Here is a 21,816-nt window from a genome sequence, read left to right on the forward strand (position 1 = left end):
GCTCCGGTCGGGCTACTTCTCGACCTCGGTGGCGAGCTTGGCGAGCATCGCGTCGTAGATCCGGGCGAGGCCCTTGGGGGCGAACGTCCGCTCGAAGAAGCCGCCGATGCCCCCGGCGCCCTTCCAGGTGGTGGTGATCACGACACGGGACTGGCCCTCGCCGGCCGGGGTGACCCGCCAGACGGTGACCATGGAGGAGTTGCGGTCCTTCTCGACCAGCTCGCCGTCGGTGGGCTCGGAGACCTCCATCAGGCAGTCGCGGACCCGCTTGCTGGTGGCCTGGAGCTTCCAGTGGACCAGGGTGCCCTCGCCGTCACCGCCCTCGCGCACCTCGTACTCGCTGAAGTGCTCGGTGAGCACCTTCGGACGGGTGCCGCTGTAGTCGGCGACCGCGTCGAACACCGTCTCCGCGTCGGCGGCGACGACCCGCTCCGTAGTGGCCTCGACCTGCGCCATGGCTTCCTCCAGGACATCCGTTCTCAGGCTTGGGCCAAGCCAATCACCCCGCCGCCCGGCCCCCCAAATCGGGGGCCGTAAGTGATCGGACCCGGCACAGCGAGTGATCGGGAACGACGTCCGTACGGTCAGCCGCACGATCAAGGGAACATGTGTTCTATTCTGAGGTCAGTACTACCGAGGAGGCGCCATGCGCTGGGACACCTCACCGTGGACCCGGACAACTCCGGGGACCCCGGTCACGGCCGGGCCGCCGACGCCGCGCTCTTCGGGGCGGACGCGGTCACCACACGTACCTTCGACACACCCGAGTTCCGCGGGATCACCTTCCACGAGATCCGGGCCCGTTCGATCATCAACCGGGTGCCGGGCGCTTCGCGCATGCCCTTCGAGTGGACGGTCAACCCGTACCGCGGCTGCACGCACGCGTGCGTGTACTGCTTCGCGCGCAAGACGCACAGCTACCTGGACCTCGACACGGGCATCGGCTTCGACACACAGATCGTGGTCAAGGTGAACGCCCCGGAGCTGCTGCGCCGCCAGCTCGCCTCGCGCCGCTGGCACGGCGAGCACATCGCCATGGGCACGAACGTGGACTGCTACCAGCGGGCCGAGGGCCGCTACCGGCTGATGCCGGGCATCCTGGGCGCGCTGCGCGACCACGCGAACCCGTTCTCGATCCTGACCAAGGGCACGCTGATCCTGCGCGACCTCGACCTGCTCACCCAGGCCGCCGAGGTCACCGACGTGGGCGTCTGCGTCTCGGTGGGCTTCACCGACACCGAGCTGTGGCGCACCGTCGAGCCGGGCACCCCCGCGCCCGAGCGACGCCTGGACGTCGTACGAACCCTCGGGGAGCACGGAATCGGCTGCGGGGTCCTGATGGCGCCGGTGATCCCGTTCCTGAGTGACCGTCCGGCCCAACTGCGCCAGACCGTAAGGGCGATAGCGGCGGCCGGAGCCACCTCCGTCACCCCGCTGGTGCTGCATCTGCGGCCCGGCGCCCGCGAGTGGTTCATGGCCTGGCTCGAGCAGCACCACCCGCGCCTCGTGCGCGACTACGAGCGGCTGTACGCCGAGAGCGCCTACGCCCCCAAGTGGTACCAGCGCCGGATCACCCGTCAGGTGCACGAACTGGCAAGGGAGTACGGGATCGGACCCGCGCGCGCCGGAGCGGCCCGCCGCATCCAGCCGCCCGAACCGAAACCGCCCACGGTGCCCGAACCCACGCAACTTACGCTCATTTGAGATTCTTCGAGCGCATCACTCGGCCCAATTGGGTCAAGAATTGTCAGAACGCGCTCTTCCGCTAGGTCTTTCCGGGACGATGCGGCGAGGATCGCGAGACCGCGGTCCGCAGCCTCTCCGTCCTGGGAGGACTTATGAGAAAAAGCGCTGCCGTACTGTGCGGTGCCGCCGTCGTCATGGCCGGATCCCTCACGGCCGTCCCCGCCGACGCGAGCACGCCGCGCTCCGCAGCCGCCGTATCCGCCACCAAGGTCACTTGGAAGAAGTGCGGCACCACCAGTTATCCCACCCTGCAGTGCGGGTCCGTGAAGGTACCGCTCGACTACAGACATCCCTCCGGCAAGAAGATCACGCTGGCGCTGTCCCGCGTCCCGCACACCGCCAAGACCTACCAGGGCCCCCTGTTGGTCAACCCCGGCGGTCCCGGCGGCAGTGGTCTCTCGCTCGCCGGTTTCGTCGCCTCCTCCCTGCCCAAGAAGGTCGCCGCCCAGTACGACGTCATCGGCTTCGACCCGCGCGGGGTGGGCAAGAGCTCCCCGGCGCTCGACTGCAAGCCCGGCTCCTTCAAGCCGGTGCGCCCGGACTCGGTGCCGAGCACGACGGCGATCGAGAACGCCAACCTCGCGCGCGCGAAGTCCTTCGCCGCCGCCTGCGGCAAGAAGTACGCGAACGTGCTTCCGCACATCAACACGGTCAACACGGCGACCGACATGGACTCCATCCGCAAGGCCCTCGGCGCCAAGAAGATCAATTACTTCGGTTACTCCTACGGCACCTACCTCGGCGCGGTGTACGCCAAGCTCTTCCCCGAGCGGGTGCGCCGCCTGGTACTCGACTCGATCGTGGACCCGACGGGCGTCTGGTACGACGACAACATCCAGCAGGACTACGCCTTCGAGGGCCGCCAGCAGGCCTTCCTCGCATGGATCGCGAAGAACGACTCGACCTACAAGCTGGGCAAGGACCCGGCCCGGATCGAGGCCAAGTGGTACGCGATGCGGGCGGCGCTCGCCAAGAAGCCCGCGGGCGGCAAGGTCGGCGCCTCGGAACTGGAGGACACCTTCGTCCCGGGCGGTTACTACAACGGCTACTGGCCCTACCTCGCCCAGGCGTTCGCGGCGTACGCGAACGACAAGAAGACCGGACCGCTGGTCGAGGCGTACGAGAACTTCGGCGCCGTGGACGCCTCCGGCGACAACGGCTACAGCGTCTACACCGCCGTGCAGTGCAGTGACACCTCGTGGCCGCGCGACTGGCGGCAGTGGCGCAAGGACAACTGGGCCGTGCACGCCAAGGCACCGTTCATGACCTGGAACAACGCCTGGTACAACGCGCCCTGCGCCTTCTGGCCCGTCTCCGCCAAGCGCCCGGTGAACGTCGCCAACAGCAAGCTGCCGCCGGTGCTGCTGTTCCAGGCGACCGACGACGCGGCCACCCCGTACGAGGGCGGTGTCACCGTGCACCGGCTGCTGCGGAACTCCAGCCTGGTCGTCGAGCAGGGCGGCGGCAACCACGGCATCACGCTGAGCGGAAACGCCTGCCTGGACAAGCACCTGGCGACGTATCTGACCAACGGCAAGGTGCCGCGCGGGAAGGGTGTCGCGGACGCGGTCTGCAAGCGGCTGCCCGACCCGAAGCCGACGAGCGGGGCGGCGTCCGCAGCGGCCTCCTCCCCGTCGGGCGGCGCGCGCGGAACGGCGCTGCACGGACTCGTCGGCTTCCGCGGCTGAGCGCCCGAGCCGGCTCGACCGGGGCGCGGCAAGCGGCCTGACGGCCCGTCGGGGGCGGTGACCTGCCCGTGGACGTCCCACCCGTGGTCCACCATGGACGCATGAGTGAGCCCACCAGGATCCCCGCCCCCGACGGGGTCGCCCCCGCCGCGCACTACTCCCATGTGGTCATGGGCACCGGCCGTCTCGTCGCGATCTCCGGGCAGGTCGCCCTGGACGAGAACGGCGAACTCGTCGGCGAGGGCGACCCGGACGCGCAGGCCCGGCAGGTCTTCGAGAACCTCCGCCGCTGCCTGGCCGCCGCCGGGGCGACCTTCGACCACGTCGTCAAGTTGACCTACTACCTCACGGACACGGCCCATCTCCCGGCGATCCGTGCCGCCCGCGAGGCGCACATGAACGCCGACCGCCTGCCCGCCTCCTCGGCCGTCCGCGTCGCGGGCCTGGTCCGCCCCGAGTTCCTGATGGAGGTCGAGGCGTTCGCCGTACTGCCGGAATGAGGCGTACAGGCCGAGTGAGGCGTACAGCCTGAGTGGGCCGATCCCCGTCGCAGCGCCCGGTTGAGGGGTTCCCGCGGGTCCCGGTCGCTCACCCGGATTCCGGTACGCGGGCCAGGGCCGCCACCGCCGCCTCCGCGAACGCCGGGTGAGCGAGGGCCTCGGTGAGGACGGGGCGGGCCCGGACGTCGCCGAGCGCGCCCAGCCCCTCCACACAGGCCAGGGCCACCCGCCGGTAGGGGTCGTGCGGGCGGAGCCGGCGCTCCAGTGTGGTGATCAGGGCGGGGACGGACTCGGGGGCCCGCAACTCCACCAGCAGCCGTACCGGATGCAGCGCGTAGGCGACCCGCAGTTCGTTGGTGGCGAGGGCCGCCGCGGCCCGCGCGGTACGGGGATCGCCGAGCCGGGACAGCGCGTACGCGGCGCCGACGCAGCGCTGCGGGTCGCGGTGGTTCAGCAGCAGGACCAGCGACTCGAACGCCCGCCGGTCCCCCGCGAGTCCGAGGCGGAACGCGGCCAACTCCCGGGCCCACAGCGGCTGCCCCGGTGCCGTGAGCACCTCCGCCAGCTCGTCCGTGTCCAAGGTGGCGACCAGGTGCTCGTACGCCACCGACCCGCCCGACTCCTGCCGTAAGCGCTCCGTGAGCGATCGCAACTCTTCGTCCACGACGGCCAGCCTAGTGCGCCGCTCCGTGGAAGGCGGCGGAGTTGTCGGACCATGGGGCGGCCGAGGTGTGAACGAGGGGGCCGGTCTCTCCACCCCGTCGCTGAGCCATTGGTGCCCTTCGGCCGGAGCGTGGAGCGTGTCCGGAGGTTCGTCCAGGTCCCCGTTGTGACAGGTTGGCCGCCCGCCGTCGATCTGTGCCGATCACGCGACTCGTCCGCCGGGACCACGAAGACAGAGGAACGAACCATGTCCACCAACCACGTCGGTGTCGTACTCGTGCACGGTGCCTGGGCGGACGGATCGAGTTGGCGCAAGGTGATCGGCCTGCTGAGGGCCGAGGGCGTCGAAGTCGTCGCGGCACCCCTGCCGCTGACCTCCCTGACCGACGACGTCGCGGCCCTCGACCGCGTTCTGGAGCGGCTCGAAGGCCCGCTCGTCCTGGTGGGACACGCGTATGCCGGAGCCGTGATCGGGGCGACCCGCGATCCGAAGGCCGCCGCGCTGGTCTACGTGGCGGCGCTCGCGCCCGACGAAGGAGAGACCGTGGGCGACGTCTTCCATCGCGGCCGGCCGGACCCGCGGACGCCGGAGCTCCAGCCGGACGCCCACGGGCTGGTCTGGCTGCCCGAGGACGCCTTCGCCGGCGCCTTCGCACAGCACGCCTCTGCCGAGGAGCAGGCGCTTCTGGCCGCCGTGCAGCGCCCCATCGCCGCGGCGAGCATCGGTGTCCCGGTCGGACGGCCGCTGTGGAGGGACCGCCCGAGCTGGTTCCTGATCGCCGAGCAGGACCGCATGATCGCCCCGGACACGCAGCGCTTCATGGCCGAGCGGATGGGTGCACACGCCCGCCCGCACCCGGTGGACCACACGCCCCTGGTCACCGCTCCCCAGGAGGTCGTGGACATCGTCCTCGACGCCGTGCGGGGTGTGGCGGTGTCCGCGTAACCGTCCGGCAGCGCCCGACCGGCGACCGCCCCTGAACAGGGGCCACCGGACCCTGTTCACCGGAGCAGCCCGTCACGACGTGACGCGGCCTGAACAGTTGCGGGCGACGAGTGCGATCGCGTCGAAGTCGCGCGCCAGCCGGATCGCGGTCGACCGGCCGATGGGCACGATCAACGCCGCGATCGTCGCACTGGCCAAGGCGTTCTCCGACCGCGGCATCGCGGACGGGGTCCAGGTCAACAGCGTCCTGCCGGGACCGGTGATGACCGGCCGCCGCCGCTCGTACCTCGAACACTGGGCGCCGCTGCACGACATGACCGTCGAGGAGGCCACCGCGAAGTTCCCCCGGGAAGCGGGCATCGCACGCTATGGCGAACCGGACGAGATCGCCGAACTCATGGCCTTCCTCGTCTCACCGGGGGCACGCCGGCTGACCGGCTCGGCCCTCCGCATGGACGGCGGCGAGGTCAAGTCCGTCTGAACGCCCGCAGCCGCTCTCCCGGGCGGGTGGCCGGCCGCGCGGGACGTACATCACAAACTCAGGGGGGTGGCGCGCTCGTTACCCCCCGGTTAAGCTCAGACGAGCGAGACACCCTCTCGCATCCTCTCGCAGTGGCCTGGTGACGCAGCCACCACGAGTGTTGTCGGTTCGGTACCCCGAGTACCGCAGTACGACCCGGCTTCGGGACAGAGCCGGTCGGCCTTCACCGGCCGCCGGGCGCGCAGACGCCCGCGGCGACCGGCGCCGGGCGCGTGCGCTCCCGGCCCGGCAACACCCGCAGATCGATTCCTTCCGCACCCGGTGCGCCCCTCGGCGTCCCCGGGACGCGTTCCCAGTCGTCACTCTCATTCCTGGAGTCCCGCGATGGCCGCTCCCCTCTCCGACACCTCCCTGTCCCCGCTGAAGACGATCGCCGTCGTCGGCCTCGGCACCATGGGCACCGGCATCACCGAAGTCCTGGCCCGCGCGGGCCGCGAGGTCGTCGGCATCGACATCAGCGAGGCGGCGGCCGCCCAGTGCGTCGCCGCCCTGGAGCACTCGACCGCCCGCGCCGTGGAACGCGGGCGCCTGACCGAGCGGGAGCGCACGGACGCGCTCGCCCGCGTGCGCACCTGCACCGACCTGACCGCGGCGGCCGGCGCCGACCTGGTCATCGAGGTGGCGCCGGAGTCGTACGAGACCAAGCAGCAGATCTTCCGGGAGCTGGACGGCATCGTGCGGCCGGGGACGATCCTGGCCACCGGCACCAACGCCCTGTCGGTGACCCGCCTGGCCGCCGACTCGGCCCACCCGGAGCGGGTGCTCGGACTGCACTTCTTCAACCCCGCGCAGGCCATGCGGCTGGTGGAGATCGTCTCCTCGGTGCTGACCGCCCCGCAGGCCGTCCAGGCGGTCACCGACCTCGCCCTGGAACTCGGCAAGGAACCCGTCGCGGTCGGCGACCGGCCCGGGTTCGTCGCCGACGGGCTGCTGTTCGGCTACCTCAACCAGGCCGCCGCGATGTACGAGGGCCGGTACGCCTCCCGCGAGGACATCGACGCCGCGATGCGGCTCGGCTGCGGACTGCCGATGGGCCCGCTGGCGCTGCTCGACCTGATCGGCGTCGACACCGCGCGCACGGTCCTCGAGGCCATGTACACCGAGTCCCGCGACCGGCTGCACGCGCCCGCGCCGATCCTGAAGCAGCTCAGCGAGGCCGGCCTCACCGGCCGCAAGGCGGGCCGCGGCTTCTACACCTACGAGGCGCCGGGCAGCGGCGTCGTCGTGCGGGACGCGTTGACCCCGCCGTCCGGCGACGTGCTTGGCCCCGGCCGCCCGGTGCGCTCCGTCGGCGTGGCCGGCTCGGGCACCATGGCCTCCGGGATCGCGGAGGTGTTCGCGAAGGCCGGGTACGAGGTCGTGCTGGCCGCCCGCAGCGCGGAGAAGGCGCAGGCCGCCAAGGCCCGTATCGGCAAGTCGCTCTCCCGCTCCGTCGACAAGGGCCGGCTGACCGCCGAGGCCGCCGCGCGGACCCTGGACCTGATCACGGCGACCGGCAGCCTCGACGACTTCGCCGACGTGGATCTCGCGGTCGAGGCCGTCGCCGAGGACCTGGCGGTCAAGCAGCAGCTGTTCGCGGCGCTGGACAAGGTGTGCCGGCCGGGCGCGATCCTGGCCACCACCACCTCCTCGCTGCCCGTGGTCGCCTGCGCCCGCGCCACCTCGCGCCCGCACGAGGTGATCGGCATGCACTTCTTCAACCCGGCGCCCGCGATGAAGCTGGTCGAGGTCGTCCGCACGGTGCTGACGGCGGACGACGTCCACGCGACGGTCCGCGAGGTGTGCGCGACGATCAAGAAGCACGCCGTCGACTGCGGGGACCGCGCCGGCTTCATCGTCAACGCCCTGCTGTTCCCGTACCTCAACAACGCGGTCAAGATGGTGCAGGAGCACTACGCGTCCCTGGACGACATCGACGCGGCGATGAGGCTCGGCGGCGGCTATCCCATGGGCCCGTTCGAACTGCTCGACGTCGTCGGCCTGGACGTCTCGCTGGCCATCGAGAGGGTCCTGCACCGCGAGTTCCGCGACCCGGGCCTGGCCCCGGCCCCGCTCCTGGAGCATCTGGTGGCCGCGGGCTGCCTCGGCCGCAAGACGGGCCGCGGCTTCCGCGAATATGCCCGGCGCTGACCGCCCCGGCGACCGGTTCACGGACGGACGGGAGTGGGGCGGCCTGCTGGAGCCGGCGGCCGCTCCCCCGTCCACCGAGGACGGAGGAAGGCGGGGACGCGCGCACCGGGCCGCGTCCATGCAGTACGTTCGGGTCATGCCCCAGCCCGCCAGGTCCACACGTACACCCGCCACGCCCGACGCGCCGGAGAGCGCCGCGGGCTCCCGCGCGGCCGCCCAACGGCTCAAGATGCGCCGGGAGCTGGCGGCCGCCGCGATGGAGCTGTTCGCGACCAAGGGGTACGAGGCGACCACGGTCGACGAGATCGCCGCGGCGGCCGGCGTCGCCCGGCGCACCTTCTTCCGCCACTTCCGCTCCAAGGAAGAGGCCATCTTCCCCGACCACGACGACACCCTGATCCGCGCCGAGGCGGTGCTGAACGCGGCCCCCGCGCACGAGCACCCGCTCGACACGGTGTGCCGCGGCATCAAGGAAGTCATGAAGATGTACGCGGCGCAGCCGGAGATCTCGGTCGCCCGCTACCGGCTGACCCGCGAGGTGCCCACGCTGCGCGAGGCGGAGATCGCCTCCGTGGCCCGCTACGAGCGCCTGTTCACGCGTTATCTGCTGGGCCACTTCGACGAGCGGGTGCACGCCGACGACGCCAACGACGACCCGCTGCTCGCGGAGGTCGCCGCCTCGGCCGTGGTCACCGCGCACAACCACGTGCTGCGGCGCTGGCTGCGGGCCGAGGGCCGGGGAGACGTCGAGGCGCAGCTCGACCACGCCTTCGCGATCGTGCGCAAGACGTTCGGCACCGGTATCGGGGCCGGCCGCGCGACGGCGCCCGGGTCCGGCTCCGGGCCCTCGGCGGCGGTGTCGCAGCAGGGCGAGGTGCTGGTGGCGGTCGCGCGTACCGACGCCCCGCTGGAAGAGGTCATGCGCACCATCGAGGAGGCGCTGAAGGAGCGCTGAGAGGCCTCGCGACAGTGAGGACCATGTACGTGCACGTACTCACGGCCACCCCACGGGGTGGCCGTTTTGGCATGTCGAAGCCCGTTTTCCCCCGGGTCGGCACCCCCGTTCGATCGATCATCGCTCATCTGTTGCGTAAAGTTTTCGTTTGAGCGAAGATTCTGGCACTGAGTGCCTTGCCTGATGACACGCGGTGTCATACGTTGAAGGTGTCCGGGCGGTCGGCGCACGGCGGAACCGCACGCACGCCGGCTGTCCCAGCAAGCCGATGGCGGCTCGCACGCCCGGACGCCTGCGTCACAGGCAACCTCCCGCGCCAACAAAGCGCCGCCGAAAGCCCCACCCCGCCGAACCGACGGCACCCGGCCGGACCGCCGGCCCCCTCACCGCCCCTCAGCAGCACCGACGTAACCCTCAGCGCCCCTCCCTCCGGGGCGCTCGACGCCGGAGGCAACACCGTGACCGTGAAGGACATCCTGGAGGCGATCCAGTCGCCGGAGGCCACGTCCGCCGACTTCGCCGCCCTGCCACTGCCCGAGTCGTACCGCGCGATCACCGTGCACAAGGACGAGACGGAGATGTTCGCCGGGCTCGCCACCCGCGACAAGGACCCGCGCAAGTCCCTGCACCTGGACGAGGTGCCGGTGCCCGAGCTGGGCCCCGGCGAGGCCCTCGTGGCCGTCATGGCCTCCTCGGTCAACTACAACTCGGTGTGGACCTCGATCTTCGAGCCGCTGTCGACGTTCGGCTTCCTGGAGCGCTACGGCCGGCTCAGCGAGCTCACCAAACGCCACGACCTGCCGTACCACATCATCGGCTCCGACCTGGCCGGCGTCGTCCTGCGCACCGGCCCCGGCGTCAACGCCTGGCACCCCGGTGACGAGGTCGTCGCGCACTGCCTCTCCGTCGAGCTGGAGTCGAGCGACGGCCACAACGACACGATGCTCGACCCGGAGCAGCGCATCTGGGGCTTCGAGACCAACTTCGGCGGCCTCGCCGAGATCGCGCTCGTCAAGTCCAACCAGCTCATGCCCAAGCCCGGCCATCTGAGCTGGGAGGAGGCCGCCGCCCCCGGCCTCGTCAACTCCACCGCCTACCGCCAGCTCGTCTCCCGCAACGGCGCAGGCATGAAGCAGGGCGACAACGTGCTCATTTGGGGCGCGAGCGGCGGACTCGGCAGCTACGCCACGCAGTTCGCCCTCGCCGGCGGCGCGACCCCCGTCTGCGTCGTCTCCAGCGAGCAGAAGGCGGACCTCTGCCGCGCCATGGGCGCCGAGGCGATCATCGACCGCACCGCCGAGGGCTACCGGTTCTGGAAGGACGAGCACACCCAGGACCCCAAGGAGTGGAAGCGCTTCGGCAAGCGCATCCGCGAACTCACCGGCGGCGAGGACGTCGACATCGTCTTCGAGCACCCCGGCCGTGAGACGTTCGGCGCGAGCGTCTACGTCACCCGCAAGGGCGGCACCGTCGTCACCTGCGCCTCCACCTCGGGCTACACCCACGAGTACGACAACCGCTACCTGTGGATGTCCCTGAAGCGCATCATCGGCTCCCACTTCGCCAACTACCGCGAGGCCTGGGAGGCCAACCGCCTCATCGCCAAGGGAAAGATCCACCCCACGCTGTCCCGGGTCTACTCCCTGGAGGACACCGGGCAGGCGGCGTACGACGTGCACCGCAACCTGCACCAGGGCAAGGTCGGCGTGCTGTGTCTTGCGCCCGAGGAGGGCCTCGGCGTGCGCGACGAGGCCATGCGCGCCCGGCACATCGACGCCATCAACCGCTTCCGGAACATCTGAGAGGCGCACATGAGTGAGCGTCAGACACCCAGGGCCCACGGGGACAGGGACCGGCCGTGGCTCATGCGCACCTACGCCGGCCACTCCACGGCCGAGGCCTCCAACGAGCTGTACCGGCGCAACCTCGCCAAGGGCCAGACCGGTCTGTCGGTGGCGTTCGACCTGCCGACGCAGACCGGCTACGACCCCGACCACATCCTCGCCCGCGGCGAGGTCGGCCGGGTCGGCGTGCCGGTCGCGCACCTCGGCGACATGCGCCGGCTGTTCCAGGACATCCCCCTGGAGCGGACGAACACCTCGATGACCATCAACGCCACCGCCATGTGGCTGCTGGCGCTGTACCAGGTCGTCGCGGAGGAGCAGGGCGCGGACATCACCGGGCTCCAGGGCACGACCCAGAACGACATCGTCAAGGAGTACCTGTCCCGCGGCACCCATGTCTTCCCGCCGGGCCCGAGCCTCCGGCTGACCACGGACATGATCGCGTACACGGTCTCCCACATGCCCAAGTGGAACCCGATCAACATCTGCAGCTACCACCTGCAGGAGGCGGGCGCCACACCGGTGCAGGAGATCGCGTACGCGATGTCCACCGCGATCGCCGTCCTGGACGCGGTGCGCGACAGCGGCCAGGTGCCGCAGGAGCGCATGGGCGACGTCGTCGGCCGCATCTCCTTCTTCGTGAACGCGGGCGTCCGCTTCGTCGAGGAGATGTGCAAGATGCGGGCGTTCGGCCGCGTCTGGGACCGGATCACCCGTCAGCGGTACGGCATCGAGGACCCCAGGCACCGCCGTTTCCGCTACGGCGTCCAGGTCAACTCCCTCGGCCTGACCGAGGCGCAGCCGGAGAACAACGTCCAGCGGATCGTCCTGGAGATGCTGGCCGTCACCCTCTCCAAGGACGCACGCGCGCGTGCCGTGCAGCTCCCGGCCTGGAACGAGGCCCTCGGCCTGCCCAGGCCCTGGGACCAGCAGTGGTCGCTGCGCATCCAGCAGGTACTGGCCTACGAGTCCGATCTGCTGGAGTACGAGGACATCTTCGAGGGCTCGAAGGTGGTCGAGTCGAAGGTGGCGGACCTGGTCGAGGCGGTGCTCGCCGAGATGGAGCACATCCAGGAACTGGGCGGCGCGATGGCGGCCGTGGAATCCGGCTATCTGAAGTCGCAGCTCGTCGCCTCGCACGCCGAGCGCAGGGCCCGGATCGAGTCGGGCCGGGAGAAGATCGTCGGCGTCAACATATTCGAGGGCACCGAACCGAACCCGCTCACCGCCGATCTGGACACCGCGATCCAGACGGTCGACCCGGCGGTCGAGGCCCGCGTGACCGAGTCCCTCCAGCACTGGCGCGACACCCGGTACCAGCCGCCGTTCAACCACCCGCGCCCCTGCAAGGCGCTGGAGCGGCTGAAGGAGGCGGCCAAGGGCACCGAGAACCTGATGGAGGCCACGCTGGAGTGCGCCCGCTCGGGTGTCACGACCGGCGAGTGGGCCGGGGCCCTGCGCGAGGTGTTCGGCGAGTTCCGGGCGCCCACCGGCGTGTCGTCGGCGCCGGTCGCCGTCACCGCCGAGGAGGGCTCGGCGCTGGCCGGGGTGCGCCGCAAGGTGGAACTGACGGCCCGTGACCTCGGCGTGGGCAAGCTGCGCTTCCTGGTCGGCAAGCCGGGCCTGGACGGGCACTCCAACGGCGCCGAGCAGATCGCCGTACGGGCCCGCGACGCCGGGTTCGAGGTGGTCTACCAGGGCATACGGCTCACCCCCGAGCAGATCGTGGACGCGGCGCTCGCCGAGGACGTGCACGCGGTCGGCCTGTCCATCCTGTCCGGCTCGCACGCCAGGCTCGTGCCGGACGTGCTGGAGCGGCTGCGCCGGGCCGGCGCCGCCGACATCCCGGTGATCGCCGGCGGGATCATCCCGAACGGCGACGCCGAGCAGCTCAGGGCCGCCGGAGTGGCCGCGGTGTTCACGCCGAAGGACTTCGACATCACCGGGATCATCGGCCGTATCGTCGACGAGATCCGGAAAGCGAACAATCTCGACCCCTTGGAGGTCCCCGCATGACCGCCCACCCGTCGCCCGCCACCACCCTTACAACGGGCGGCTGCGCCGCACGGCCTTCTTTCGACCGCCTTCGTCCCCGGCGCTCCTGTCTGGCCGTACCGGGCTCGAACCCCCGTTTCCTGGAGAAGGCGCAGGGCCTGCCCGCCGACCAGGTGTTCCTCGACCTGGAGGACGCCTGCGCGCCGCTGGCCAAGCCGGAGGCGCGGCACACCATCGTCAAGTTCCTCAACGAGGGCGACTGGACGGGCAAGACGAGGGTGGTGCGGGTCAACGACTGGACGACGGAGTGGACGTACCGCGACGTCGTGACGGTGGTGGAGGGGGCGGGCCAGAACCTGGACTGCGTCATGCTGCCGAAGGTGCAGGACGCCCAGCAGATCGTGGCGCTCGACCTGCTGCTGACGCAGATCGAGAAGACGATGGGCTTCGAGGTGGGCCGCATCGGCATCGAGGCGCAGATCGAGAACGCCCGTGGTCTGAACAACGTCAACGAGATCGCTCAGGCCTCCGGGCGGCTGGAGACGATCGTCTTCGGCCCGGCCGACTTCATGGCGTCGATCAACATGAAGTCGCTCGTCGTGGGCGAGCAGCCGCCCGGCTATCCGGCGGACGCCTACCACTACATCCTGATGAAGATCCTGATGGCCGCGCGCGCCAACGACCTCCAGGCGATCGACGGCCCCTACCTGCAGATCCGCAACGTCGACGGCTTCCGCGAGGTGGCGGGCCGGGCGGCCGCCCTCGGCTTCGACGGCAAGTGGGTGCTGCACCCCGGTCAGGTGGAGGCCGCCAACGAGGTGTTCTCACCCTCGCAGGAGGACTACGACCACGCCGAGCTGATCCTGGACGCGTACGAGTACTGCACGTCCGAGGCGGGCGGCAAGAAGGGCTCGGCGATGCTCGGCGACGAGATGATCGACGAGGCCAGCCGGAAGATGGCGCTGGTCGTCGCGGGCAAGGGCCGCGCGGCGGGCATGCGGCGCACGTCGAAGTTCGAGACGCCCACCGACTAGAAAGGCCTGAGCGGCATGCAGTTCGGACGGACCTACGAGGAGTTCGAGGTCGGGGCCCTCTACAAGCACTGGCCGGGCAAGACGGTCACGGAGTACGACGACCACCTGTTCTGCCTCCTGACCATGAACCACCACCCGCTCCACATGGACGCCAACTACGCCGAGAAGACGACCGACTTCGGCAGGAACGTCGTCGTGGGCAACTACATCTACTCCCTGCTGCTCGGCATGTCCGTCCCGGACGTCTCCGGCAAGGCCATCGCCAACCTGGAGATCGAGTCGCTCAAGCACGTGGCGCCGACCTTCCACGGCGACACGGTCTACGGCGAGACGACGGTGCTGGACAAGTGGCCGTCGAAGTCGAAGAACGACCGCGGCATCGTCCACGTCGAGACCAGGGGCTACAAGCAGGACGGCACGCTGGTGTGCGTCTTCCGCCGCAAGGTGATGGTGCCGACCGAGACGTACACCAAGGAGCGCGGCGGCGAGCAGCCCGGCCGCCCGGAACCCAGGGAGCAGGGGAACTAGGCCATGGCCCGACTCGCCCAGACCGCCGGTCTGACGGACGTGCAGCAGGAGATCGTCTCCACCGTCCGTGACTTTGTCGACAAGGAGATCATCCCGGTCGCGACCGAGCTGGAGCACCGCGACGAGTACCCGCAAGCGATCGTGGACGGCCTGAGGGAACTGGGCCTGTTCGGCCTGATGATCCCCGAGGAGTACGGGGGCCTGGGCGAGTCGCTCCTCACCTACGCACTGTGCGTGGAGGAGATCGCCCGCGGCTGGATGTCGGTTTCCGGCATCATCAACACCCACTTCATCGTCGCCTACATGCTCAAGCAGCACGGCACCCAGGAGCAGAAGGACCACTTCCTGCCCCGGATGGCGGCCGGCGACATCCGCGGCGCCTTCTCGATGTCGGAGCCGGGCCTGGGCTCAGACGTGTCGGCGATCACCTCCAAGGCGGTCAAGGACGATGGGGGCACCTCCTGCTCGAGCGCAGTCGAGAGTGGGGGAGAGTACGTCCTGACCGGCCAGAAGATGTGGCTGACCAACGGCGGCACCTCCTCCCTCGTCGCCGTCCTGGTCCGCAGTGACGAGGGTCACCCCGAGGGCACCGCGCCCCACAAGTCGATGACGACCTTCCTGGTGGAGAAGGAGCCCGGCTTCGGCGAGGTCCGCCCCGGCCTCACCATCCCCGGCAAGATCGACAAGATGGGGTACAAGGGCGTCGACACCACCGAATTCATCATGGACGGCCTGCGCGTGCCCGCCGACCGGGTGCTCGGCGGCACCACCGGCCGCGGCTTCTACCAGATGATGGACGGTGTCGAGGTCGGCCGCGTCAACGTCGCCGCCCGAGGCTGCGGGGTCGCCCAGCGCGCCTTCGAGCTCGGCGTGGCCTACGCCCAGCAGCGCCACACCTTCGGCAAGCCGATCGCCGAGCACCAGGCCATCCAGTTCAAGCTGGCGGAGATGGCCACCAAGGTGGAGGCCGCCCATGCCATGATGGTGAACGCCGCCCGGAAGAAGGACTCGGGTGAGCGCAACGACCTTGAGGCCGGCATGGCGAAGTACCTGGCCTCCGAATACTGCAAGGAGGTCGTCGAGGACGCGTTCCGCATCCACGGCGGGTACGGCTTCTCCAAGGAGTACGAGATCGAGCGCCTGTACCGTGAGGCCCCCATGTTGCTCATCGGTGAAGGCACCGCCGAGATCCAGAAAATGATCATCGGCCGAAGACTGCTCGAAGAGTATCGGCTCCAGGGCTGAATGTCCGACTACGGGGTGTTTTCTTCGAGAAGAAGATCACACCCCGTCAGCGGTGTTCACCCGCCGACTCGGCAGCTCGGCTTACCCAGTTGTGGCCCTTAACCGCTACGATCGCGGAAAGCCGCCGTCCCCCGTCGAAAGCGCGGCATCATCCGCTACGAAGGTCATCCATGCCCCACAGCCAAACCCCTGCACATCGTGACAGCCTGGCCGGCGTACGCCTTGCGCGCGGAGCATCGCCTTGGCTTCTCCCGACCGTCGCCACCGCGGCCGTCAGCCTGCTGCGCGCCCGCCGCTCGGGTTCCGCCAAGGCCGTAGCCGTTCCCGCCACCGCTCTCGCGGCGGGAATGCTGTGGTTCTTCCGCGACCCGGAGCGCGAGATCGCCCAGGGCCGCGTCATCTCGCCGGCCGACGGTGTGGTGCAGAGCATCATGCCGTGGAAGGACGGCCGTACCCGCGTCGCGATCTTCATGAGCCCGCTGAACGTCCACGTCAACCGCGCCCCGCTCTCCGGCACGGTCACGTCGGTCGAGCACGTCCCCGGCGGTTTCGTTCCGGCTTTCAACAAGGAGAGCGAGAACAACGAGCGGGTCGTCTGGCACTTCGACACCGAGCTCGGCGACATCGAGATGGTGCAGATCGCCGGCGCGGTGGCCCGCCGCATCGTCCCCTACATCCCGTCCGGCACCAAGGTCGAGCAGGGCGAGCGGATCGGTCTGATCCGTTTCGGCTCGCGCGTCGACCTGTACCTGCCCGAGGGTGTGGACGTCGCGGTCGAGGTCGGCCAGAAGACCGTGGCTGGGGTGACTCGCATTGACCGTGATTGATCCCGAGACCCAGGCCGGCTGGGTGCCGGAGGCGGACGAGGTGGACGAAGAGGAGGAGATGCCCCTCTCGTTGCGGCTGTCGATAGCGGACACCCTCACCCTGGGCAACGCGACCTGCGGCTTCATGGCGGTGTACTTCACCACCACCGGCATCCTGATCCCGCACCTGACCGGCAACGACGAGTCGGCGGGCATGGCCCGGCACAGCGCCGCCACGGCGGTCATCCTGATGCTGTGCGCGGCGGTCTTCGACCTGTTCGACGGCCTGGTCGCGAGGAAGCTGCGCTCCTCCCCCATGGGCGCCGAGCTGGACAACCTCTCCGACCTGATCAGCTTCGGCCTGGCGCCGGCGTACTTCGTCCTCGTCTACGGCATGGTCGCGGACGACGCCCACCAGAGGGTGGCGGCCCTCGGGGCGATCGTGGTGCTGCTGGCGGTGGTCCTGCGGCTCGCCAGGTTCTCCTGCGTGACGCTGAAGGACGGCATGTTCCAGGGCATGCCCTCGCCCTTCGGCGCGCTGACGGTGGTCTCCATCGTCCTGCTCGAGCTGCCCTTCGTGGCCACGCTGCTGGCGATCCTCGGCACGGCATGGCTGATGGTGAGCCGCGTGGAGTACCCGAAGCCGAGGGGCCGCCTCGCGGTGGCCATGCTGTCCTGGATCGTCCTCTCGATGGGCCTCCTGGCAGCCTGGGCCTTCGACGCCCCCAGCGGCCAGCTCCTCCTCCAGACCGGCTGCGCCCTGCAACTGGTCATGGGCGCGGTGATCCCCCTGTTCGCCACGGCCCGCCGAGTGAACAACTTCCGCGACAACCGCCGAGAGGCCCGAGCAGCCCAGCCGTAACGCTCCGCTGCACCTGTGGACCCCTGAAGGGCCCCGAACTGAGAGGTTCGGGGCCCTTTGCTGTGGGGCTGAGGGCGACCGGGGGTCGCGGGTGAGGGCAGGCGAGGGCCGCAGCCCCGGCGGGGGGGGGAGGCCGGGGGCGGAGCCCCCTGGGGTGCAGGGGCGAAGCCCCGCCGGGGTCTGGGGCGGAGCCCCAGGGAACAGCTCCCCTCAGACCCACCGAGTCGGGCGGGCGGGTGGGCAAGAACCGGGGCGGAGCCCCAGGAAACGGCCCCCTCACACCCACCGAGTCGGGCGGGTGGGTGGGCGAGAACCGGGGCGAAGCCCCGGCGCGGCCTAGGGCCCAGCCCCAGGCATCGGCCACCCATACACCCACCAAGTCAGGCAGCGGGGTCTGGGGCGGAGCCCCAGGGAACGGGCGCCCCCGCACCCACCGAGTCGGGCGGGTGGGTGGGTGAGGTCCGGGGTGGAGCCCAGACCATGGGCACCCCCCACTGGCCCGTAGGCCAGAGCCGGGGCGGAGCCCCGGAGGACACGCACTCCGACCGGCCGGTGGGCAAAGCAGGGCTCAGCCCAGACAGTCGACGCCGATCCGTTCGGCGACCCGCTCCAGAATCGGCCCCGCCTCAGCGATGCACACCGCGACGTCCGGCTCGACCTCCGTCAGCGCGTACGCACGCCGGATCCCCGCACGTTCCAGCACCTCCGGCCCCAGCGCCACCCGCCCGCAGACCGCGACGACATCCTTCCCCGCAGCACGCGCCGCCGCCGCGACCCCGGCCGGAGCCTTCCCGTGCAGAGTCTGCTCGTCCAGTGAGCCCTCACCGGTGATCACCAACGAGGCCCGTTCCAGCGCCGGGGCGAACCCCAGCACATCGAGCATGACCTCGATCCCCGCCCGGAACCGCGCCCCGAGCAGCAGAGCCCCGAACCCGATACCACCCGCCGCACCGGCCCCGGGCGAGGCCGCATACTCGGCGGCCCGGCTCCCGGCCCCGCCCACACCCTCCAGCACCTTCGCGAAGTGCGCAAGCGCCGCGTCCAGCGTCGCCACGTCCTCCGCCGACGCCCCCTTCTGCGGCCCGTAGACCGCCGGCGCCCCCTTCGGCCCGGTCAGCGGATTGTCGACGTCGCTGGCAAGCACCAGCTCCACCACCGCGAGCCGCGGGTCGAGCCCGGACAGGTCGGCCGAAACAAGTTCCGCCAGCCCCCCACCCCCCGGAGGGATCGGCTCCCCGTCCGCGTCCAGGAACCGCGCCCCGAGCGCGGACAGCATCCCCGCGCCCCCGTCCGTCGTCGCGCTCCCGCCCACACCGAACACGATCGTCCGCGCCCCCGCGTCCAGCGCGGCCCGCAGCAGCTCCCCGGAGCCGTACGTCGACGCCGTGAGCGGCGCGAACACACCGGCCGGCAGCCGCTGCAACCCGCTGGCCTCGGCCATCTCCACAACCGCCGTGTCGCCGCGCAGCGCGAACGCGGCGGTCACCTCGTCCCCGAGGGGACCCGCGACCCGTACCTCCCGGCGTTCGAACCCGGCCGCGACCGCCGCGTCCACGGTCCCGTCGCCACCGTCGGCGACGGGCAGCGCCTCCACCTCCACGTCCGGCGCGACCCGGCGCAGCCCGGCCGTCACACGCTCGGCGACCTGCACGGCCGTCAGCGAGCCCTTGAACTTGTCCGCGGCGACCAGCACCCGCCGGGTGCCTCGCACTGCAGCGTCCGCCACCTTGACATCCCCTTGCTCTCGGGGCCCCGCACGTCAGGGCCAGTCGCGCCGCTGCGACCTTAACCGCCGACGGCCCCCGCCGTCATGCCCCGCCCGGACCGTGAGAAGCCCCTGACGTGCCGGTGAGCCCCGCGCGGCCACCCGCGGAATCCGGTAGACCGGTTCTCATGAGCGCTGTGGACACCGCCGCGGGCACCGGACCGGGGCTCGCCGACCGCATCCTCGGCGGCTGGCTCGGCCGGATCGCCGGCAACATGCTCGGCAAGCCGCTGGAGCAGGGCGACGTGTGGACGCGCGACCGCATCGACCGCTATCTGCGCATGGCCGACGCGCTGCCGCTCACCGACTACCTCCCCGAACCGGCCGTCGACCCGGCCGTCGACGACGACGGCCCGCCACTGCGCCCCGAGTGGCGGAGCTGCGTACGCGGCCGGATCCACGGCAGCTGCCGCGACGACGACGTCGACTACGCGATCCTGGGCCTGGACCTCCTGGAAACGCACGGCTTCGGCTTCACCACCGAGCAGGTCGGCGACCTGTGGCTGCTGCGCCTGCCGTACCTCCAGACGTTCACCGCGGAGCGGGCCGCGTACCGCAATCTCGCCAACGGGCTCAAGCCGCCCCTGACGGCCACGTACGACAATCCGTACCAGGAGTGGATCGGCGCCCTGATCCGCGCCGACATCCACGGCTGGACCAGCCCCGGCGACCCGCGCCGCGCCGCCTCACTGGCCCGCCGCGACGCGGTGCTGTCGCACACCGGCAACGGCGTCTACGGCGCCATGTGGGCGGCGGCACTCATCGCGACGGCCTTCACCGCGCCGACCGTCCGCGCCGCCGTCGACACCGCGCTGACGGTGATCCCGGCCGGCAGCCGACTGGCCCGCACAGTGCGCCGGACGGTCGCCCTGCACGAGTCCGGCCTGCCCTGGGAGGACGCGCTCGACGTGCTCGCGGACGAGACCGCGGGCCTCGGCTGGATCCACACGGTCCCGAACGCCGCCGTCATCACGGCCGGCCTGCTCTACGGCGGCGGCGACTTCACCCGCACCCTCGCACTGACCGTCCGCGCCGGCCTGGACACCGATTCCAACGGCGCGACGGCCGGCTCGGTGGCCGGCGTCATCACGGGCGCGGCAGCAGTCCCGGCCCAGTGGAAGGACCCCCTCGAGGACACGGTCCGCAGCGCGGTCTTCGGCTTCGACGGCGTCCACGTCAGCGAACTCGCCGAACGCACCCTGCGCCTGGCCCTCCACGACGCCTGAGGGGCCGCCGACCCTTGCTACGGCATGGTGCGTTCCGTCCGGCTCTCTCACGTTTCTCCACAACATGAACACACCCCGGTCACCAATCCGCATCGCACACGGACTCTCGCCCCGCGAGCCGGAATCCTGGTCCGGCACGCAGAAACCACAGAACCGCGGAACCGCCGCCAGAAACCAGGAGAACGCCATGACTCTGACCCGTGTGCACCAAGGTTCGGCACTGCTGTCCACGACGCTGCTCGCGATCCTCGGCCTGACCGGCTGCGGCGGCTCCGGCGAGAAGGCGCCCGCCGCCGACACCGCGCCTTCCGCGACCGTTTCACAGGAGGGAGCCGCCCCCTCCGCTCCGCAGAAGAAGGCCCCGGCGGACCCCTGCGCGCTCATCTCCCTTCAGGAGGCACAGGAACTGGGAGGCACATCCGTCAAGGGAGAGAAGAGCGAGGACACCCCGGGCGGCTGCAGATACACCCACGAGGGGGTACCGATCGCGTCCACCATCCAGGGGGACGAGGCCCGGCAGTTCATGGACGACATGCTCCGGGCAGCCGATCGCAAGCCGCTCACCGGCATCGGCGACGAGGCGACCGCCTACGACGACAAGGACCACGGGACGTTCGGGCTCCTGTTCCGCGAGTCGGGCACCTGGGTCGCGATGACCGTGGTGGCGGACCGGGCGGACAACGACCGGCGCCTGGAGGAGCTGGCCCGCAAGGTCGCTGCCCGGATGTGACCACGCCGGACGCCGGCCCCGGCACCTCGGGTGCGGGGCCGGCGCCACGGTGCCTCGGCCCCGGCTGTCACGAGGCTCGTCACCCTTCTCGGCTCGTTACCCTTCTTGGATGACCACTGCGGACTACGCCACGTACATCGCCGGGCTCCCCCGGGTCCTCGCCGCTGCCGCCTGCGTCTTCCGCGACGCGGAGGGTCACGTGCTCCTCGTCGAGCCCAACTACCGGGACGGCTGGACGCTGCCCGGCGGCACCGTCGAGTCCGACGACGGGGAGACCCCGCGCCAGGGCGCACGCCGCGAGACGCTGGAGGAGATCGGACTCGACCGCGAGCCGGGGCGGCTGCTCGCCGTGGACTGGGTGCCCGGCACCGGACGGCCGCCGCTGGTGGCGTACGTCTACGACGGCGGGCTGCTCACCGACGACGACCTCAAGGCGATCCGCCTCCAGGAGGAGGAACTCCTGTCCTGGCGCCTGGTCGCCCGCGACGACCTCACCGCCCACCTGCCGGGCGCCCTGGGCCGCCGCGTCCTGACCGCCCTCGACGTCCTCACCGACGACACGGGCACGGCAGAACTGGAAAACGGCCACCGCCCCACCTGACCACCGACCGC

The 21,816-nt window shown here is 70.9% G+C and carries 20 protein-coding genes; 17 read left to right on the forward strand and 3 right to left on the reverse strand.

What is annotated here, in order from left to right; all coding sequences use genetic code 11:
• Nucleotides 1-12: 12 nt before the first annotated feature.
• Nucleotides 13-456 carry an SRPBCC family protein gene (locus ACIP4X_RS28950; RefSeq protein WP_391454984.1) on the reverse strand — a complete coding sequence of 148 codons (444 nt, stop codon included), beginning with the start codon at nt 454-456 and terminating at the stop codon, nt 13-15.
• Nucleotides 457-666: 210 nt separating this feature from the next.
• Between ACIP4X_RS28950 and ACIP4X_RS28955 the strand changes: the two genes are divergently transcribed.
• From ACIP4X_RS28955 to ACIP4X_RS28965, 3 genes are all read left to right on the forward strand, one after another.
• Entirely contained in the window at nt 667-1,704 is a 1,038-nt protein-coding gene (locus ACIP4X_RS28955) for an Rv2578c family radical SAM protein (RefSeq protein ID WP_401351314.1), read from the forward strand.
• Nucleotides 1,705-1,838: 134 nt separating this feature from the next.
• A complete protein-coding gene (locus tag ACIP4X_RS28960; RefSeq protein WP_391454986.1) occupies nt 1,839-3,434 on the forward strand; it encodes an alpha/beta fold hydrolase in 1,596 nt (531 codons plus the stop codon).
• A gap of 101 nt (nt 3,435-3,535) precedes the next feature.
• Nucleotides 3,536-3,934 (forward strand): Rid family hydrolase, encoded by a 399-nt coding sequence (locus ACIP4X_RS28965; protein ID WP_391454987.1) that lies wholly within the window; start codon nt 3,536-3,538, stop codon nt 3,932-3,934.
• A gap of 88 nt (nt 3,935-4,022) precedes the next feature.
• Here the strand turns inward: ACIP4X_RS28965 and ACIP4X_RS28970 are convergent, their stop codons facing one another.
• The gene (locus ACIP4X_RS28970; protein WP_358730039.1) at nt 4,023-4,598 is read right to left on the reverse strand and encodes an adenylosuccinate lyase; all 576 of its coding nucleotides are present in this window, start codon (nt 4,596-4,598) and stop codon (nt 4,023-4,025) included.
• 246 nt (nt 4,599-4,844) lie between these two features.
• On the opposite strand from ACIP4X_RS28970, the gene ACIP4X_RS28975 reads away from it, so the two are divergent.
• The 11 genes from ACIP4X_RS28975 to pssA all read left to right on the forward strand — a co-directional run bounded on the left by ACIP4X_RS28975 (nt 4,845) and on the right by pssA (nt 17,483).
• Entirely contained in the window at nt 4,845-5,543 is a 699-nt protein-coding gene (locus tag ACIP4X_RS28975; RefSeq protein ID WP_358730038.1) for an alpha/beta hydrolase, read from the forward strand.
• Nucleotides 5,544-5,622: 79 nt separating this feature from the next.
• A complete protein-coding gene (locus ACIP4X_RS28980) occupies nt 5,623-6,024 on the forward strand; it encodes an SDR family oxidoreductase (protein ID WP_358730037.1) in 402 nt (133 codons plus the stop codon).
• Nucleotides 6,025-6,408: 384 nt separating this feature from the next.
• Nucleotides 6,409-8,214: a 3-hydroxybutyryl-CoA dehydrogenase gene (locus ACIP4X_RS28985; RefSeq protein ID WP_358730036.1), complete on the forward strand. Its 1,806-nt coding sequence runs from the start codon at nt 6,409-6,411 to the stop codon at nt 8,212-8,214.
• Between the two features lie 136 nt (nt 8,215-8,350).
• Nucleotides 8,351-9,169 (forward strand): TetR family transcriptional regulator, encoded by an 819-nt coding sequence (locus ACIP4X_RS28990; RefSeq protein ID WP_358730035.1) that lies wholly within the window; start codon nt 8,351-8,353, stop codon nt 9,167-9,169.
• 464 nt (nt 9,170-9,633) lie between these two features.
• Nucleotides 9,634-10,971 carry a crotonyl-CoA carboxylase/reductase gene (ccrA, locus tag ACIP4X_RS28995; protein WP_391455267.1) on the forward strand — a complete coding sequence of 446 codons (1,338 nt, stop codon included), beginning with the start codon at nt 9,634-9,636 and terminating at the stop codon, nt 10,969-10,971.
• A 9-nt stretch (nt 10,972-10,980) separates the two neighbouring features.
• Nucleotides 10,981-13,029: a methylmalonyl-CoA mutase family protein gene (locus tag ACIP4X_RS29000; RefSeq protein WP_391454988.1), complete on the forward strand. Its 2,049-nt coding sequence runs from the start codon at nt 10,981-10,983 to the stop codon at nt 13,027-13,029.
• Nucleotides 13,026-14,042 (forward strand): CoA ester lyase, encoded by a 1,017-nt coding sequence (locus tag ACIP4X_RS29005; RefSeq protein ID WP_358730033.1) that lies wholly within the window; start codon nt 13,026-13,028, stop codon nt 14,040-14,042. Before ACIP4X_RS29000 ends, ACIP4X_RS29005 begins: the two co-directional genes overlap by 4 nt.
• 15 nt (nt 14,043-14,057) lie before the next feature.
• On the forward strand, nt 14,058-14,570 hold the full coding sequence (locus tag ACIP4X_RS29010; RefSeq protein WP_358730032.1) for a MaoC family dehydratase: 513 nt from the start codon (nt 14,058-14,060) through the stop codon (nt 14,568-14,570).
• A gap of 3 nt (nt 14,571-14,573) precedes the next feature.
• The gene (locus ACIP4X_RS29015) at nt 14,574-15,815 is read left to right on the forward strand and encodes an acyl-CoA dehydrogenase family protein (RefSeq protein WP_358730031.1); all 1,242 of its coding nucleotides are present in this window, start codon (nt 14,574-14,576) and stop codon (nt 15,813-15,815) included.
• 170 nt (nt 15,816-15,985) lie between these two features.
• Nucleotides 15,986-16,642 (forward strand): phosphatidylserine decarboxylase, encoded by a 657-nt coding sequence (locus ACIP4X_RS29020; RefSeq protein WP_358730030.1) that lies wholly within the window; start codon nt 15,986-15,988, stop codon nt 16,640-16,642.
• A 22-nt stretch (nt 16,643-16,664) separates the two neighbouring features.
• Nucleotides 16,665-17,483: a CDP-diacylglycerol--serine O-phosphatidyltransferase gene (gene pssA, locus ACIP4X_RS29025; protein WP_100566767.1), complete on the forward strand. Its 819-nt coding sequence runs from the start codon at nt 16,665-16,667 to the stop codon at nt 17,481-17,483.
• A gap of 568 nt (nt 17,484-18,051) precedes the next feature.
• Here the strand turns inward: pssA and ACIP4X_RS29030 are convergent.
• Nucleotides 18,052-19,194, reverse strand: a complete 1,143-nt coding sequence (locus tag ACIP4X_RS29030; RefSeq protein WP_358730165.1) for a glycerate kinase — start codon at nt 19,192-19,194, stop codon at nt 18,052-18,054.
• Nucleotides 19,195-19,376: 182 nt separating this feature from the next.
• Here ACIP4X_RS29030 and ACIP4X_RS29035 point away from each other — a divergent pair, with 182 nt between their 5' ends.
• The 3 genes from ACIP4X_RS29035 (at nt 19,377) to ACIP4X_RS29045 (ending at nt 21,805) form a co-directional block, all read left to right on the forward strand.
• Complete coding sequence (locus tag ACIP4X_RS29035) at nt 19,377-20,474, forward strand: ADP-ribosylglycohydrolase family protein (protein WP_401351319.1); 1,098 nt, start codon at nt 19,377-19,379, stop codon at nt 20,472-20,474.
• A gap of 187 nt (nt 20,475-20,661) precedes the next feature.
• The gene (locus ACIP4X_RS29040; RefSeq protein ID WP_358730028.1) at nt 20,662-21,204 is read left to right on the forward strand and encodes a DUF3558 family protein; all 543 of its coding nucleotides are present in this window, start codon (nt 20,662-20,664) and stop codon (nt 21,202-21,204) included.
• A gap of 109 nt (nt 21,205-21,313) precedes the next feature.
• On the forward strand, nt 21,314-21,805 hold the full coding sequence (locus ACIP4X_RS29045) for an NUDIX hydrolase (RefSeq protein WP_358730027.1): 492 nt from the start codon (nt 21,314-21,316) through the stop codon (nt 21,803-21,805).
• Nucleotides 21,806-21,816: the final 11 nt, after the last annotated feature.

This window comes from Streptomyces sp. NPDC088817, assembly GCF_044750345.1.
Classification (GTDB): domain Bacteria; phylum Actinomycetota; class Actinomycetes; order Streptomycetales; family Streptomycetaceae; genus Streptomyces.